This window comes from Micromonospora luteifusca (genome assembly GCF_016907275.1).
Taxonomy (GTDB): domain Bacteria; phylum Actinomycetota; class Actinomycetes; order Mycobacteriales; family Micromonosporaceae; genus Micromonospora; species Micromonospora luteifusca.
Genome location: NZ_JAFBBP010000001.1, coordinates 62,370 through 77,532, shown reverse-complemented (window position 1 = coordinate 77,532; position 15,163 = coordinate 62,370). Strand labels below are relative to the sequence as shown.

Below are 15,163 nucleotides of genomic sequence, written 5' to 3'. Positions count from 1 at the left end.
CCGCCGAGACCGGGCCGGCCCCTCCGCGTGCCACCGTCAACCCGCCAGCACCTCCGCCGCCGCCCGCTCACCGGCCCGCACCGCGCCCTCCAGGTAGCCGGCCCAGCGGGTCGCCGTCTCGGTGCCCGCCCAGTGCAACCGCCCGACCGGTGCCCGCAGCCGCGGACCGTAGGTGCGCCAGGTCCCCGGGGTGAGCGCGCCGCAGAAACAGCCCCGCGTCCACTCGTCGGCCGACCAGTCGTACTCGACCAGGTCCACCGGGTCTCGGGCTCGCGACCCGACCACGCCGGCGAACGCGTCCAGCAGGCACCGCCGACGCTGCTCGGGTGACATCTCGCGCAGCGCGGCGGCATCCACTGAGTAGCTGAACCCGGTCAGCACCCCGAGCGGCGAGGTCGGGGTGGAGTTGTCGACCGTCTCGGTGAGCGGACCAGAGCTGCTGGTGGACACCCCGGACAGCCCGTCGGCACGCCAGAACGGCTCCGGGTAGACCGCGTGCACCTTCAGCGCCGAACCCATCGGCATCCGCTGGGTCAGCCCGTCGCGTAGCGCGGGCAGCGGTGGGTCGTACCGGATCCGGCCGGCCAGTGCCGGCGCCAGCGCGACCACCACCGCGTCGCCGTCGACGCGCCCGGTGTCGGTCCACGCTGTCGCTCCGTCGATGGTCTGCTCGATCGACCGCACGGGTGCGGCCAGCGTCAGCGCCCCCGGCGGCAAGGCGTCGGCCATCCGCTCGGCCAGCGTCGACGGCCCACCCACGATCCGGTCCTGCTGCGCGCCCCCGGCCATCCTGAGCAACGGCTCGGTTCCGCCGGCGCTGCGCAGGTAGAACAGCAGTTGCAACAGGGACACCTCGTCCGCGCCGGTGGCCAGCAGGCCACCGGCGAGCAGTCGCCCCAGGTAGTCGGTGGTGTCGCCGTCCCCGGCCGTCGCGCGGAGCCAGTCGCCGAGGATCGTCCGGTCCCACTGCGCGGCCTCCGGCGCCTGCCAGGGTGCGGCCGGGTCCAGTCGTGCGGCGTACTCATCGAGCAGGCCGAGCACCCGGCCGGCCTGCGCGGGCGGTTCGGCCCGGCGCCGGCCGGCCCAGAGCAGGGTGGGTGCGCCGAGCGTCGCCGACGCGAAGGTAGCCAGCCCGTGTTCGGCGACCAGCGCGTACATCCGGTCCTGGGTCGGGCCGATCCACTGCGCCCCCAGGTCGAGTTGGGTGCCGTCGGGCAGCCAGCGGGTCAGCACCCGACCACCGACCCGGTCGCGGGCCTCCAGCACCCGCACCTGGGCACCGGCCCGGGCGAGCGCCAGTGCGGCGGCGAGTCCGGAGAAGCCGGCGCCGATCACGACCACCCGGATGCCGTCGGTCACGCCGGCGCTTACCCGCAACCGTCCGGCGTATGACCGCGCGTTTGCGGCGGGGCCGGGCCGGGAAACCGAGCCCGCCGGCCGCAGCAGTGGATGGGGAGAGACCATGGCGTACCGTCCGACCGTCGCCGACACTGTGCCTGACCTGGCCATCCTCACGATCGGCGTGGAGGAGGAGTTCCTGCTGCTCGACCCGGACAGTGGGCGGAACCTGCCGGTGGCCGACCAGGTGCTCGCCGCGCTGCGTGGCTCCGCCCGGGACCAGAGCCGCCAGGAGTTCCGGCACAGCATGGTGGAGATGGTCACCCCGGTCTGCGCCGACCTCAGCGAGCTACGCGCGCAGCTGGTGGCGCTGCGCCGCGCCGCCGCCGACGCCGCCACGGACGCCGGGGCCCGGCTCGTGGCCGTCGGAGCGACCCCGGTGGCCGAGCCGCACCGGACCGTGCCCGACAGGCCTCGCTACCACGCCATGTCCCGCCGGTACGGGCCGGTGGCCCACGACCCGGCGGTGTGCGGGTGTCACGTGCACGTCGGACTGCCCGACCGGGAGCTGGCCGTGCAGGTCTGCAACCACCTACGGGTGTGGCTGCCGGTGGTGCAGGCGATCACCACCAACTCGCCGCTGCACGACGGGCGGGACACCGGTCACGCCAGCTGGCGGTCGATGCAGTTGGAACGCTGGCCCAGCATCGGCCCGACACCGTACTTCGACTCCGTCGCCGACTACGACCGGACCGTCGACGAGCTGATCGCCGCCGGCATCATGCTCGACGCGGCGATGGTCTACTGGTACGCCCGACCGTCGTCGGCCTACCCGACGGTGGAGGTGCGGGTCGGCGACGTCTGCCCCGACGTGGACGACGCGGTGCTGGTCGCCGCGCTGGTCCGATCCCTCGTCGCCACCCTCGTCAACGACGTACGCGCCGGAGTGACCGCGCCGCCCGTGCGCGACTGCCTGGTCGCCGCGGCGCACTGGCGGGCCGCCCACGACGGCCTCGACGGCGAGTTGATCGATCTGCGGGCCGGCGGCACCCGGCCGGCCTGGGCACTCGTCGACGACCTGATGGCGGTGATCGCGCCCGCCCTGCTGCGCCACGGCGACCTGGGGTACGTGCTGGCGCAGTTGGCCCGGCTGCGCCGTGACGGTACCGGCGCGACCCGGCAGCGTCGGGTGCTGGAGCGCACCGGTGACCTGCGCGCGGTGATCGACGACCTGGTCGCCCGTACCGCAGCGAGCTGACCGCGGGGCGACCTCAGCGGATGTCGTGCGTCTGCAGCCACAGCTCCAGGAGCCCGAGCTGCCACAGTTTGTTGCTGCCGGCCGCCGCCTCGGCCCGGTCCGGCTCGGCGAGCAGGTGTGCCACGTACTCCGGGCGGAACAGCCCACGCTCGCGGGCGGCCGGTGCCTGCAACGCCTCGGCGACCATCTCGCGCACCGGGCCGTCCACGTTGCGCAGGGCCGGCACCGGGAAGTAGCCCTTGGGACGGTCGATCACCTCGGCGGGCAGCACCTCCCGGGCGACCTCCTTGAGGACGCCCTTGCCGCCCTGGGCGACCTTGTACTCCGGCGGGCAGTGCGCGGCCAGGGTGACCAGGTCCTGGTCGAGGAAGGGAGTACGCACCTCCAGGCCCCACGCCATGCTCATGCTGTCCACCCGCTTGACCGGGTCGTCCGGGAGCATCAGATGGGTGTCCAGGCGCAGCACGGCGTCGAGCGCGGTCTGTGCGCCGGGCGCGGCGAGGTGCCCGGCGAGCAGGTCCCGGCTGGCATCGTGCTCCAGCGCGTACGCCGGGCCGACGATGCCGCGCAGCTCGTCGTGGCCGCGGTCGAAGAACGCGGCGGCGAACGTCTCGGCGGCGCTGTGCCGGGGTGCCCCGACCAGCGGCTGGTGGTAGCCGTAGCCGGCGAACACCTCGTCGGCGCCCTGCCCGGACTGGGCGACCTTCACGTGCCGCGCCACCTGCTCGGAGAGCAGATGGAAGGCGACCACGTCGTGGCTGCCCATCGGCTCGGTCATCGCCAGCACGGCACGCCGTACGGCGGGCACGAGATCGTCGTCGGCCAACCGGATCCGGTGGTGGTCGGTGTCGTACGCGCGGGCCACCAGGTCGGAGTAGTGGAACTCGTCGCCGGACTCGCCGTCGCGGCTGTCGAAGCCGATGCTGAACGTCCGCAGGTGCTGCTGGCCGGCCTCGGCGAGCAGCGCCACGATGAGGCTGGAGTCCAGGCCACCGGAGAGCAGCACGCCGACCGGTACGTCGGCGACCAGCCGTCGGCGTACCGCCGTGCGCAACGCGTCCCCGACGGCGGCCCGCCAGTCGGAGGCGTCCATCCCCGCGTCGGCGGGCTCCCGCACGTAGTCGGGTCGCCAGTACACCTCCTCGCGGCTGCGACCGTCCGCCTCGATCACCCGCAGGGTGGCCGGCGGCAGCTTGCGTACGCCGCGCAGCACGGTGCGCGGCGCGGGCACGATGGAGTGCCAGGACAGGTAGTGGTGCAGCGCCACCGGGTCGATGCCGGTGTCGACGTCGCCGGCCCGCAACAGCGCGGGCAGGGTGGAGGCGAACCGGAGCCGCCCGGGCGTCTCGGCGAGGTAGAGCGGTTTGATGCCGAGCCGGTCGCGGGCCAGGATCAGCCGCCGCCGCACCCGGTCGACCAGCCCGATCGCGAACATGCCGACCAGGTGGTCGACGAAACGTTCACCCCAGTGCGCGTACGCCACCAGGATCACCTCGGTGTCGCCGGTGGAGTGGAAGGCGTACCCGGCGTTCCGTAGTTCCTCACGCAGCTCTGGATAGTTGTAGATGCAGCCGTTGAAGACCAGCGCCAGGCCCAGATCGTCGCGCACCATCGGCTGGCCACCCGCGTCGGACAGGTCGATGATGGTCAGCCGGCGGTGCCCGAGGGTCACCCAGCCGTCGGCGAACAAACCCTCGTCGTCCGGGCCGCGCGAGCGCATCGCCTCGGTCATCCGGGTGACCGCCGCCGCGTCGGGTGACCGGCCGTCGAATCGCGCCTCTCCGCTGATCCCGCACATCAGGCGGCGTGGTGGTGGTTCGGGTCGAACATGGGCGGCACGACGGTCCTCCTGTCACGCGTCCCGGCGGAAAATGGCCGGCTCCCGCCCGGGCGGACGGGGGCGGCTGGCTACCCGGGCGGGGGGTGGACAAACCCGCTACCGCGCCAGGAAGGGCTCTTCCCGCACACCGGCGTTGAGAAGGCCCTTGCCGCTTCAGTCGCGCAGGGTGCGCAGGATGCGGGACAGCTCGGCGCGGTCGGCGTCGTTGAGGTGGCCGAAGAAGCGGTCGGCCTCGGCCCGGCGGGCGGTCCGGATGGCGGTGCTGACGCGGTTGCCCTGCTCGGTGAGCGCGACCAGGGTCGCCCGTCGGTCGTCCGGGTCGGGCCGGCGTTCGACGAGCCCACGGGTCTGGAGGTCGTCGACGACCTCGGTGGCCGAGCGGGCCGCGATGCGCAGGTGCTCGGCGAGTGTGCCGGGGCGGACCTCGCCGTGCCGGCCCAGCACTCCGAGTGCCCGGGACTGGCTGGGAGTGATGTCCCAGGGTGCCAACGACTGCTGCGTCTGCCGGCGCAAACGGGACGCCACCGCCCAGAACGTCTCGGCCAGGCTCTCGTCGTCGCCGATGTGGGGGGTGTCCTCGGTCACCGGAATACCGTAGCAGCCAATGCGGTTGTTCCCTCATGTTGAGGTAACCTCAGCATATCCGAGCGAGAGGTGGTCCCCCTTGGAACCCACCCCCATGGGCCGCGACCGCGGCCACCGCACCCTCAGCGCCGAAGAGAAGACGCAGGCCCGCCAGGTGTCGCTGCGCCGCATCGGCCGCCTGTTCACCCCCCACCGGCCTGCACTGGCCGCCGTCACCGCGATCATCGTGCTCTCCTCGATCATCGCGATGGCCACGCCCTTCCTGCTGCGTACCGTCATCGACCGGGCCCTGCCACAGGCCGACGTGACCCTGCTGGTCTGGTTGGTCCTCGGCATGGTCGCCGTGGCCGCGGTGACCTCCGCCCTCGGCGTCGTCCAGACCTGGATCTCCACCCAGGTCGGGCAACAGGTCATGCACCGACTGCGCACCGACGTCTTCAGCCACCTGCAGCGCCAGTCGCTGGGCTTCTTCACCCGCACCCGCACCGGCGAGGTGCAGTCCCGCATCACCAACGACATCGGCGGCATGCAGTCGGTGGTCACCTCCACCGCCACCGCCGTCGCGTCCAACCTCACCACCGTGGTCGCCACCGCGGTCGCCATGGTCGCGCTCTCCTGGCAGCTCTCCCTGGTCTCCCTCGTGGTGCTGCCACCGGCGATCTGGCTGACCCGTCGGGTCGCCCGGATGCGCCGCGAGATCACCTCCCAACGGCAGCGCGAACTCGCCGACCTCAACGTCACCGTCGAGGAAGGGCTCTCGATCAGCGGCGTGCAGCTGGCCAAGACCCTCGGCACCGGCCCCGCGCTGATCGACCGGTTCACCGCCTCCTCGGCCCGCCTGGTGGACCTGGAACTGCGCAGCGAACTGGCCGGCCGCTGGCGCATGGCCTCAATGAGCATCATCTTCGCCGCCGTACCGGCGGTCATCTACCTCGCCGCAGGCCTGCCCGGCACCGCCGGCACGCTGAGCATCGGCACGCTGGTCGCCTTCACCGCCCTGCAGGGTGGCCTGTTCCGGCCGCTGATGGGGCTGCTCAACGTGGGCGTCTCGCTCACCTCGTCGCTGGCCCTGTTCGCGCGGATCTTCGAATACCTGGACCTGCCGGTCGACGTGGCCGACCCCGCCGAGCCGGTCCACCTCGATCCCACCCGGGTCCGCGGTCACCTGCGACTGGAGGACGTCACCTTCGGCTACCCGGGCAGCGACACCGCAGCGCTCGCCGGGATCACCCTGGACGTGCCCGCCGGCACCAGCCTCGCCCTCGTCGGTGAGACCGGCTCCGGCAAGAGCACCCTCGCCGGGCTGGTCAGCCGGCTGCACGACCCGACCGGCGGCCGAGTCACCATCGACGGCGTCGACCTGCGTGACCTGCGCCTGGCCGACCTGGCCGCGATCGTCGGCGTGGTCAGCCAGGAGACGTACCTGCTGCACACGACCATCCGGGAGAACCTGCGCTACGCCCGACCGGGCGCCACCGACGCGGAGATCGAGGATGCCAGCCGCGCCGCCCAGATCCACGACCTGATCGCCAGGCTGCCCGACGGGTACGACACCATGGTCGGCTCACGCGGCCACCGGTTCTCCGGCGGCGAAAAGCAGCGGCTCGCGATCGCCCGTACGCTGCTGCGCGACCCGCGCATCCTGGTCCTCGACGAGGCCACCAGCGCGCTGGACACCGAAACCGAACGGGCCGTGCAACGGGCGTTCGACGTGCTCGCCGAGGGCCGAACCACGATCACCATCGCGCACCGGCTCTCCACCGTGCGCGACGCCGACCAGATCGCGGTGCTCGACCACGGCCGGATCGTCGAGGCCGGCACCCACGACAGCCTGCTGAACCGCAACGGCCGCTACGCCACGCTGGCCGCCTGAGCGCGGCGTGCTGCTTCTGTGATCGTTGGCTCTTTGGATCGTTGGCAGCTGAGCAACTCGACACGCCGACGACTGCCCTGCTGAGCTGCCACCGATCGGGGCCACTAGCAGAAATCTCGCGTCGGCGGGCGTTGTCCACAGGTTGGAGGGCGTGCACAGGGCCGGGTTGGCGTGATTGCGGGCGTCTGGGGTACGGCCGCAGGGTTCGCGATGTGAATGTGGTGCTTCGGGACTTGGTGAAGCTCGGCCGAGGGCTGGTGACCTTCGGGGCGGCCCGGCAGGTGGTGCCGCAGTGGACGCTGCAGCAGGCGTGCCGTAACGGTGAGCTGGTGCGCGTACTGCCCGAGGTGTTCGTGGCGGCCACCCTGGTCGGTGCCCCATCCGGCGACGCTGTCCTGAGACGACTCGACCCTGCCCTGCGCCAGCGCGCGGCGCTCGCCTGGGCAGACGGCTGCGGTGCGCTCAGTCACCTCAGCGCGCTCAGCGTCTGGGGGCTACGCCCAAGGGCGGTGGGCGACCTGGTGCATCTCAGCACACCGGCGAGTGCCAGCCTGCGCAGCCGACCCGGGCTGGTCGTGCACCGACGCCGTGGGCTCGTCATCGAGCCGCCGCAGGTGGTGGTCCGGCAGGGCCTGACGGTCACCCGGCTTGAGCAGGCACTCGTGGAATCGTGGCCGGCGTTGCCGGCCTCGGAGCGGCGGGCACCGGTGATCCGGGCAGTCAGCGATTGGCTGACCACACCCGAGCGGCTGTCGGACGCCCTGGAAAGCGCCCCAAAGTTGATCGACCGGGCAGCGTTTCGAACGCTGCTGGGGAGGCTCGCTGACGGCTGCCGCAGCCCGTTGGAGATCTGGGGGCACGACAAGGTCTTCACCGGACCGGGCATGCCGGCGTTCCGCAGGCAGGTGCCGATGCGCCCCGGTCGACGCACCATCTACCTCGACATGTTTGCCGAGCGGGAGCGGGTCAACATCGAACTCGACGGGGCCGCCACCCACGGTGACCCACGTCAGTGGGAGATCGACAGGCGCCGGGACGCGCTGCTGGCGACCATCGGGATCCTGGTGGTCCGCTTCGCCCACCGTCGCCTGGTTTGCGAGGTCGACGCGGTACGCCGGGAGACCCTGGCCATCCTGGCGATCCGCAGGAACTGATGGCGTGGTGTCCTCGCCTGCCAGCGATGGACTCATCACTTGCACAACTGGAAAGCTTTCTCTTATGCTTTCCGGCATGGAAAGTATTGGGCTGGCGGAACAACTCGCGGCGGCTGAACGTGGGGCCGCCGCCCCCTACGTCGACTATCCGCCCACCCCCTGGTGGTACGCCCCATCCGTTGGAGTCTGGGCTGCCGCCATGATCGGCACGTTCACCTGGTGGCGCGAGAACGCCGGCCTGTTCGTGGCGTCGCTCGCCGCGCTGATCGCCGTCGAGATCCTGTTCGTTGTCTGGATGCGGCGTCGGCACGGCGCGCTGCCGATGCCCGGCAGGGGAACACCCCCTGTCGAGATCGCCCGGATGTGGCGCGGATACGTGGCCGCCCTGCCCGTCGTCGCACTCATCGTCGGGCTCGTCTGGTGGCTGGTTGGCGTCCCCGCCGCAGCCGGGACGGCATTCGTCCTGGTGACGGCCGGCCTTGCCTTCTACGAACGGCGATATGCCGTGGCTGCTGCCGCGACCCGGGCGCGCCTTCGGTGATCGACGGCTTGGACCCGATCATCCACGTGCCCAAGCGGTTGGCGGCCATGGCTGTGCTGGCCAACGCCCCCTCGGTGTCGTTTCGATTTCTGAAGGACCACCTGCAGATCAGCGAGTCGGATCTGTCCAAGCAGATGTCCGCGTTGGAGGCCGTCGGCTACGTCAGTTCGACGAAGGTCGGCCGCGGCCGCGGGGGCAGCACGACCTACCGGATGACCCAGGCCGGGCAAAAGGCTTACGAACAGCACTGCTCTGCCTTGCTGGCGCTGATCCGCGGCGCCTAGCCCCGGCAGTGCGGGATGGCGAGGCTTGCCCGGGGCTGGCAGCCTCGGCGGCGTGGGCAGCGCACGCCCTCAAGGAGAGTCACGCGGTGGCGTTGCGGATGACGGCGGACCTGCGGCCGGGGTCGCACAGCCACCCGATCGACCGGGAGGAGGGCCACGCCCGGTTGGCCGAGTCGGATGCCCGCCGCACCATCGTCTGGGAGAACCTGCTGCTGCTCGGCGACGAGCCGACGGTCGTCGCCGCCGCCAAGTGGCGCGAAGCGGTCTGGCAGGTCGAGCGGCTCGCTCGGGGGCTCGTCGAGGCGCCGCCGGACATCGCCGAGGTGCTGACCCAGGTCAACGAGGCGCGCGACGGTTACTACCGGGCGGGCCGGGGGAGCCTCGGTGTCCGGGGCGGGTCGGTGGAGCAGTCCGCGGCGCTGCGGCAGGCGCTGCTCGGCCGGTCCACCGCGACCTCGGACGTCGTCGCCGGCTGACAGCGGCCGCTCCGCGGGGTGTCCTGGCGGTCCCGGGTCGATGACAATCGTGCGGTGCGACGTCGGGGCTGGAAGTGGGGATCGCTGACCGTCGTGGCGGTGCTGGCTGCGGGCGGCACGGCATGGGTGTGGCTGCGTTACGACTTCGAGAAGGTCAACTGGACCTGGGGCGTCGTCGCCGGGGTGATCGCCGTCTATGTCCTGCTGGACCAGGTCTTTCGCACCGGGGCGACCGGTCTCGCCGAGGCCGCCGCCCACCGTCGCGCCGCCGCCGACGAGCTGTTGGAGCTGATCCGCCGCGACCCGACAGACGAAGCGCTGCTGCGCAGCGTCGACGAGCCGTACCCGCTGCCGGTGCGCTGGCGCACCGCTCCCGGCCGGTTCCTCCCCTCGTGGCGTGCCATCGGCCGAGCCAGCGACGCCGCGCCGATGGATCTCGCCGGCGGCGACAGGACATTGTGGAGCTGCTACCGCGACATACCTTCCGGACGGCTCGTGGTGTTGGGGCCGGCCGGCTCCGGCAAGTCGATCATCGCGCTGCGGATGGCCCGGGAACTGCCCTTGCACCGCGAGCCGGACGCACCCGTACCGGCGTTGGTGCCGGCTGACTCCTGGGATCCCGACCGAGAGAACTTCCACGACTGGCTGGTCGACCGGATTGGTCGCCGCTACCCGCAACTCGCCGCCGGACACCCGCGCCGCGATGCCGTGCTGCGCGACCTCGTCGAGACCAACCTGGTCGTGCCCGTCCTCGATGGGCTGGACGAGGTGCCCGAAGACCGCCTGATCGCCTGCCTCGACGAACTCAACGCGCTGCCCACTCAACGTTTCGTCCTCACCTGCCGCACCTCCGTCTACGAGCACTACCTGACGCAGGGCGAGAAGCTGCGTGGCGCCGCCGTGGTCATGCTCGAACCCCCGGCACCGGGCGAAGTGGCCGACTACCTGGTCGACGCGGCCTCGCTGCATCAGGTCGACAACTGGTCCACGGTTGCCGCCGCGCTCGGGGACGACCCACAACTGACCGCCGCGCTCTCCACCCCACTGATGGTGGCGATGGCCCGCAGCGCCTTCGACCAGCCGGGCACCGATCCCCGTGACCTCGTGTCGCTGGCCCGCGACAAGGGCCGGCGCTCCGTCGAGGACGACCTGCTGACCAGGGCCGTGGACGCAGCCCTGCGGTCCCGTCGCGGCACCCAGGGCCTACGAAGATGGGAACCCGAGACCGCCCGGCGCTACCTCGCCTTCCTCGCCGCGCATCTGGAGTCCCTCGACGTCCGGGAATTTCGCTGGTGGCAGTTGCCGACCGCGCAGCCCGGCCCGTTCTGGGCACTCGTCGCCGGCGCGCGTACCGCAGCGGCGGTGTGGCTGACGCTGACGCTCTCCGCGGACGCCCTCACGGCAACGGCGAAGCTGGTCACTCACCCATCCACCCGGAACCTCCTCGACGTTCTGGTCCGCGAGAGGGGCACCCTGGCGCTCACGGCCTTCCTGCTGGCCGCCGTCGTTGCGCTGGTCCGCGGCTCGGGTCGGGCCGGTCGGGAGCAACCCCGCCGGGTGGCGTTCATCGGCGGGATCCGAGCCTTTCGATTCGGGTTGCTCAGCGGGCTGATCAGCGGTGCGTTCTGGGCTCTGGTCACGCTCGCCGTCCTCTCGGCCGTCACTCCCACCCCGCAACTGGTTGCGCTGCTGAACCGTGTCCCGGCGCTGCCACCGTGGCCCGACTCGGTCCGGGCCGCCGTCGTGGTCGGTCTGCTGGCGTGGGCGTACCGGGCGGTCCGGGCCGGACTGGGCGTGGACGTCGCCGCGCCCGCAGCCGAACTCGGGGCGACCAGCGTGATCGAGACAGTCGAAGCGGACCGTGCTGCCAGCGTCGCCTCCGCGCTGGCCAGCGCCGCTACCGGCGTCCTCCGGCTGCTCGTCGGCGTCGCCGCGCTGCGTCTCACCGGCGTGTTGTCCGCCGCACCGCCGCTGCCGGCGCTGGCCTACGCCGGGGTGGGGCTCGGGCTGGGCTGGTGGCTGCACCGGCGCGGCGGCGGGGCATGGATGCGCTTCGCCCTCACCCGTGCCACCCTCGCCGTCCGCGGCCGCACCCCGCACCGGCTGCTCGCCTTCCTGGCGTACGCCGAGACCGTCGGCCTGCTGCGCGACGGCGCCGGGGCGTACCGCTTCCGGCACGGCCGTCTGCAGAGCCGACTCGCCGGCGGTTCGGTGAGCGCGCGACGCGGCAGCCGGCTGCGCGAGGAGTTCGGCGTCGAGCTCGCCCGGGCCGGCTACTGGCCGGAGGCACTCGGCGTCTTCGCCGACGTCACGCGGGCGCGAGCTGCGAGCATCGGTCACGCCGACGATCTGACCGTGGCGGCGCTGCGTCGGGCGCTGCTGGCCGGTGCGGCTGCGGGGGAGTGGACCCGGCTGGCGGGCCTGCTGGCGCTCATCCCGCCTCCCGCCGAGCCGGCGCCATTGGCTGATCAGCGGCAGCGGATCGCACAGCTGATCGCGGACGGTGCGCCGGTGACACAACTGCTCGTCGCCGCCGAAGGGTTGAGCCGTGCGGCGACCGACGTGGGTGCGGCAGGGAGCCGCCCGGACGGGAGCACAGCCGGCTCTGGTTCCGAGGCAGGCCGGGCGGCGCCCGGAGTGGAGGAGTTCCTGGCCGTCCTGCAACAGGTCAGTGGGGACACCAGCGCGGCGCGTACCGGGTTGGACCGGTTGCTCAGCGCTGCCCGGCAGGACGTCGGGGAACCGGCACCCATCGGCGCGGGCCTGCTCGCCCGGCTGCTCATCGACGACAGCCAGCCGGTCGAGGCCCTGCTCGTCTGCCACCAGGAACTGCTCCTTGCCGATCAACCGCCCGACCGGGTCGACCTGCTGCTCCTCGCCGAGACGTGGCGCTGGTCGGTCGAGGTGATGCGGCAGAACACCGACGAACGAGCCGAGCTGCGCGGTCGTATCCGAGCTGTGCTGGCCGGAAGACGGAAGCACCCGCGGCGAATCGAGCTGGGCCGGCGCGAGCTGGCCGAGCTGGGACTCCAGCTGTGCCACGCCGTGATCGAGCACCAGACGCTGGGCCCGCTCGCGGTGGCGGCGTCCCGGCGGCTGGTCGCCGTCCTCGCCGAGCCGGCCATCGTTGCGCAAACCGTCACCCGCAGCGCCCCCATGTGGCACGGCGGCTGACACCGACTGACGGGTTCCGGACACTATCGACGGCCGTGTAGGCGGTTTGTCGGACGCTGCCGCGACACTGAGGCTTCCTCGACGGGAGGTGCCTCGTGCCGTATGTCAGGTCACACACCAGGAAGGGCGGCGCGCGGGTTCGGGCGCACTACCGAAGGCGGCGCACCGGCAGCGTTCGGCGCAGATCGACGGTCCGCCGCGTGACCGGTGGCGGCAGATTGGCCAACGGCTGGGCTCTGGCGCTGTGTGCCGTCGTCGGTTTCGTGCTCCTCCGCATGGTCATCGATTTCGTGCAGCAGCACCCATACTGGACCGGTCTCCTGGTGAGCCTCGTCGTTGTGGGGGCGACCACGGTGGGTCTTGTGGTGTCGAAGCAGCGTGCCCGCGAGCGGGCCGACCAGGCCCAGCGGGACAGGCTGATCGCGGTGACCGACGCGATGAGCGGCCCCGAGTTCGAGCAGTGGTTCGCGCGGCTCCTGGTCGCCTCCGGGTTTCGCAAAGTGACGGTGTGCGGCGGCTCTGGCGACCGAGGAGCGGACGTCACGGCGATCGCTCCCGACGGTCGACGTGTCGTGGTGCAATGCAAGCGGCAGAGCTCCAGCAACCGGGTGGGCAGTGCGGCGATCCAACGCTTCGCTGGCACCTGCCGGGACATCCATGGTGGCGATATCTGCATGCTTGTGACGAACAGCTTCTTCACCGCGGGCGATGGCATCCAGATAGCCCGGCAGCTCAACATCACGCTCGTCGACCGGAACGCACTGGAAATGTGGGCCTGGACGGGGAGGCCCGGGTCCATCGTGGAAGGCGGACCGCACTGATGCTCCCGGGGGATTGTCGGGTCATCGGATACCTCTGCGAGGCTGACCCGGGTCAGCGAGGCGCGCGACGACCACCACCGGGCGGTCCGGGAGAGCATCGGTGTCCGGGGCGGATCGGTGGGGCAGTCCGCGGTGCTGGGGTATTCAATCGGTCCGACGCCAGACCCGCACAGCCCGAGGGGACCTCATCCCGCCCACGTTGCCGGTCGCGGTCAGCCTGGTCGAACGCTTCCCGTCGCGCGCCTCGGCTACACCAGGAACACCGGCACCTGGACGCTGTACTACCGAGACCGCAACCTCCGGCTCCATCGGTACGACCTGATCCCGCTGCGGCCGATTTCCCGACAGCATCCGCAGTCCCAGCGGCGTACCGTCCGGGCCAAGAATTGGGAGGAGTCGGATGAGTCTTCTGCAGCAGGCTGAGCAGTCACCAGACACCGAGCGGATGTTCGATACGGACACGAAGGCGATGGGCTACCTGCCCAACTACACCAGGCTGTTCGCTCACAGCCCGGCAGCGTATCTGGCATGGCAGCAGCTCAACGGTGCGGTGAAGGCCGGGATGGAGCTGCGCCGGTATGAGTTGGCGACCCTCGCCGCAGCCCGGGCACTGAAATCCTCCTACTGCGGCCTGGCGCACGGGAAGGTCCTGCGAGACAAGTTCTTCGATGCGCCGACCGTCGTCGCCATCGCGTCAGACCACGGCAGCGCCAGTCTCTCCGCGCAGGAGGTCGCAGTCGTCAACTTCGCCGGCAAGGTGGCGGCCGATGCGACCTCAGTCATCGAGGCCGACATCGTGGACCTGCGCAGTCACGGCCTCGATGACACGGAAATCTTCCGCGTGATCCTTGCCGTTGGCGCGAGATGCTTCTTCAGCACCGTCCTCAGCGCTGCTAGGGCCGAGCCCGATCCCCAGTACAGCGAGAGCCTCGACGTGAATCTGCGGCAGGCGCTGAGCTTCGGCGGCTAGCCCGCGCGAAAACGCACCGGCCAGGCTGTCCGAGCGCCCGCGGGCGAGCGCGAACTTATCCAGGAGGTTGCGTTCGCCGCACGACGCCCGACCGAGACGGATTAAATGACGTGTGCGCCGAACAGGTTCAGCAGGGCCGTCTGCTCGGGCCTCGGACGCAGCAGGGATGTTCCATTGGTGGCAGGGAAGATCTGGAGGCGACGATCCCCGGCGAACTGCACCGACGCCGGCCGTCGATGGTGAGCAGTTCGCCGGGGGAGGGCCGCGCGGTCACCAGTGGCCGGAGTTGGGGCGCTGCGTCGGCGGGCACTCGCGGGCGTGCATGGTCTGCCAGTCACGCAGCGCCCGCCTGATCCGGTCGTTCTCTTGGCCGAGCAGCCGTACCGTCTCGTTGAGCATGGCCAGTTCGTCGGCCACCCGGACCTGGAACTCGCGTACCTCAACGGGGTCGACGCCGCGCCGGCACGCGGCGAACTCGCGGGTCCGCACCTCGTGCGGTGTCAACCGGGCCGGGTAGCCGGCAGGGTAGGGCTGGCCACCTCGATACACCTGAGCCACGACGATCCTCTCTGAGGGCAGGCGGGAGCGCGGAAGGTCCTTGTGGTGGGTCTGGAAGGGCGGGCCGTCCGCGGCGGGGGCCGCGGGCGACCCGCCCGCTCCGCCACCGCAGCCCAATTCAGCGGTACGACAGCAGAGCAGTCCGGTGGGTCGGGACGGGCACACGCACCCGCCCCGACCAGGGGATGAGCCGAACTCGTTGCCACGCGAGGAGCAGCTCAGGCTCAAGAGTAACGACCTATTCGTTTAAGTCAACCACGGGGTGTTGTCGTTCGCGGGCGGTTCGTGATC

Annotated in this window: 14 protein-coding genes; 10 read left to right on the top strand and 4 right to left on the bottom strand. The window is 71.5% G+C overall.

Annotated features, from left to right (window positions below; genetic code table 11):
* Nucleotides 1-36: 36 nt before the first annotated feature.
* Nucleotides 37-1,377 (bottom strand): flavin monoamine oxidase family protein, encoded by a 1,341-nt coding sequence (locus JOD64_RS00360; protein WP_239559303.1) that lies wholly within the window; start codon nt 1,375-1,377, stop codon nt 37-39.
* 85 nt (nt 1,378-1,462) lie between these two features.
* Here JOD64_RS00360 and JOD64_RS00355 point away from each other — a divergent pair, with 85 nt between their 5' ends.
* A complete protein-coding gene (locus tag JOD64_RS00355) occupies nt 1,463-2,596 on the top strand; it encodes a carboxylate-amine ligase (RefSeq protein ID WP_204940312.1) in 1,134 nt (377 codons plus the stop codon).
* Between the two features lie 13 nt (nt 2,597-2,609).
* Here JOD64_RS00355 and JOD64_RS00350 read toward each other — a convergent pair whose 3' ends face one another.
* Nucleotides 2,610-4,394, bottom strand: a complete 1,785-nt coding sequence (locus JOD64_RS00350) for an N-acetylglutaminylglutamine amidotransferase (protein ID WP_204940311.1) — start codon at nt 4,392-4,394, stop codon at nt 2,610-2,612.
* A gap of 195 nt (nt 4,395-4,589) precedes the next feature.
* On the bottom strand, nt 4,590-5,021 hold the full coding sequence (locus JOD64_RS00345) for a MarR family winged helix-turn-helix transcriptional regulator (protein WP_204940310.1): 432 nt from the start codon (nt 5,019-5,021) through the stop codon (nt 4,590-4,592).
* Between the two features lie 94 nt (nt 5,022-5,115).
* On the opposite strand from JOD64_RS00345, the gene JOD64_RS00340 reads away from it, so the two are divergent.
* The 9 genes from JOD64_RS00340 to JOD64_RS00300 all read left to right on the top strand — a co-directional run bounded on the left by JOD64_RS00340 (nt 5,116) and on the right by JOD64_RS00300 (nt 14,314).
* Entirely contained in the window at nt 5,116-6,894 is a 1,779-nt protein-coding gene (locus tag JOD64_RS00340; RefSeq protein ID WP_204945823.1) for an ABC transporter ATP-binding protein, read from the top strand.
* Between the two features lie 212 nt (nt 6,895-7,106).
* Nucleotides 7,107-8,048, top strand: a complete 942-nt coding sequence (locus JOD64_RS00335; protein WP_204940309.1) for an endonuclease domain-containing protein — start codon at nt 7,107-7,109, stop codon at nt 8,046-8,048.
* Between the two features lie 76 nt (nt 8,049-8,124).
* Entirely contained in the window at nt 8,125-8,589 is a 465-nt protein-coding gene (locus tag JOD64_RS00330; protein ID WP_204940308.1) for a hypothetical protein, read from the top strand.
* Nucleotides 8,586-8,873 (top strand): transcriptional regulator, encoded by a 288-nt coding sequence (locus JOD64_RS00325; protein ID WP_204940307.1) that lies wholly within the window; start codon nt 8,586-8,588, stop codon nt 8,871-8,873. The genes JOD64_RS00330 and JOD64_RS00325 overlap by 4 nt, the downstream gene beginning before the upstream one ends.
* Nucleotides 8,874-8,959: 86 nt before the next feature.
* Nucleotides 8,960-9,349: a hypothetical protein gene (locus tag JOD64_RS00320; RefSeq protein WP_204940306.1), complete on the top strand. Its 390-nt coding sequence runs from the start codon at nt 8,960-8,962 to the stop codon at nt 9,347-9,349.
* 54 nt (nt 9,350-9,403) lie between these two features.
* Nucleotides 9,404-12,523 carry an NACHT domain-containing protein gene (locus JOD64_RS00315; protein ID WP_204940305.1) on the top strand — a complete coding sequence of 1,040 codons (3,120 nt, stop codon included), beginning with the start codon at nt 9,404-9,406 and terminating at the stop codon, nt 12,521-12,523.
* A gap of 200 nt (nt 12,524-12,723) precedes the next feature.
* Nucleotides 12,724-13,344 carry a restriction endonuclease gene (locus tag JOD64_RS33665; protein ID WP_204940304.1) on the top strand — a complete coding sequence of 207 codons (621 nt, stop codon included), beginning with the start codon at nt 12,724-12,726 and terminating at the stop codon, nt 13,342-13,344.
* 117 nt (nt 13,345-13,461) lie between these two features.
* Complete coding sequence (locus tag JOD64_RS33885; protein ID WP_204940303.1) at nt 13,462-13,767, top strand: DUF3024 domain-containing protein; 306 nt, start codon at nt 13,462-13,464, stop codon at nt 13,765-13,767.
* Entirely contained in the window at nt 13,745-14,314 is a 570-nt protein-coding gene (locus tag JOD64_RS00300; RefSeq protein ID WP_204940302.1) for a carboxymuconolactone decarboxylase family protein, read from the top strand. The genes JOD64_RS33885 and JOD64_RS00300 overlap by 23 nt, the downstream gene beginning before the upstream one ends.
* 270 nt (nt 14,315-14,584) lie before the next feature.
* Here the strand turns inward: JOD64_RS00300 and JOD64_RS00295 are convergent, their stop codons facing one another.
* The gene (locus JOD64_RS00295; protein ID WP_307813128.1) at nt 14,585-14,872 is read right to left on the bottom strand and encodes a DivIVA domain-containing protein; all 288 of its coding nucleotides are present in this window, start codon (nt 14,870-14,872) and stop codon (nt 14,585-14,587) included.
* Nucleotides 14,873-15,163: the final 291 nt, after the last annotated feature.

Coding starts and splice junctions, on each gene's coding strand:
- JOD64_RS00355 (WP_204940312.1), top strand. CDS start 1,463: ATGGCGTACCGTCCGACCGTCGCCGACACTGTGCCTGACCTGGCCATC.
- JOD64_RS00350 (WP_204940311.1), bottom strand. CDS start 4,394: ATGTGCGGGATCAGCGGAGAGGCGCGATTCGACGGCCGGTCACCCGAC.
- JOD64_RS00340 (WP_204945823.1), top strand. CDS start 5,116: ATGGGCCGCGACCGCGGCCACCGCACCCTCAGCGCCGAAGAGAAGACG.
- JOD64_RS00330 (WP_204940308.1), top strand. CDS start 8,125: ATGGAAAGTATTGGGCTGGCGGAACAACTCGCGGCGGCTGAACGTGGG.
- JOD64_RS00300 (WP_204940302.1), top strand. CDS start 13,745: ATGAGTCTTCTGCAGCAGGCTGAGCAGTCACCAGACACCGAGCGGATG.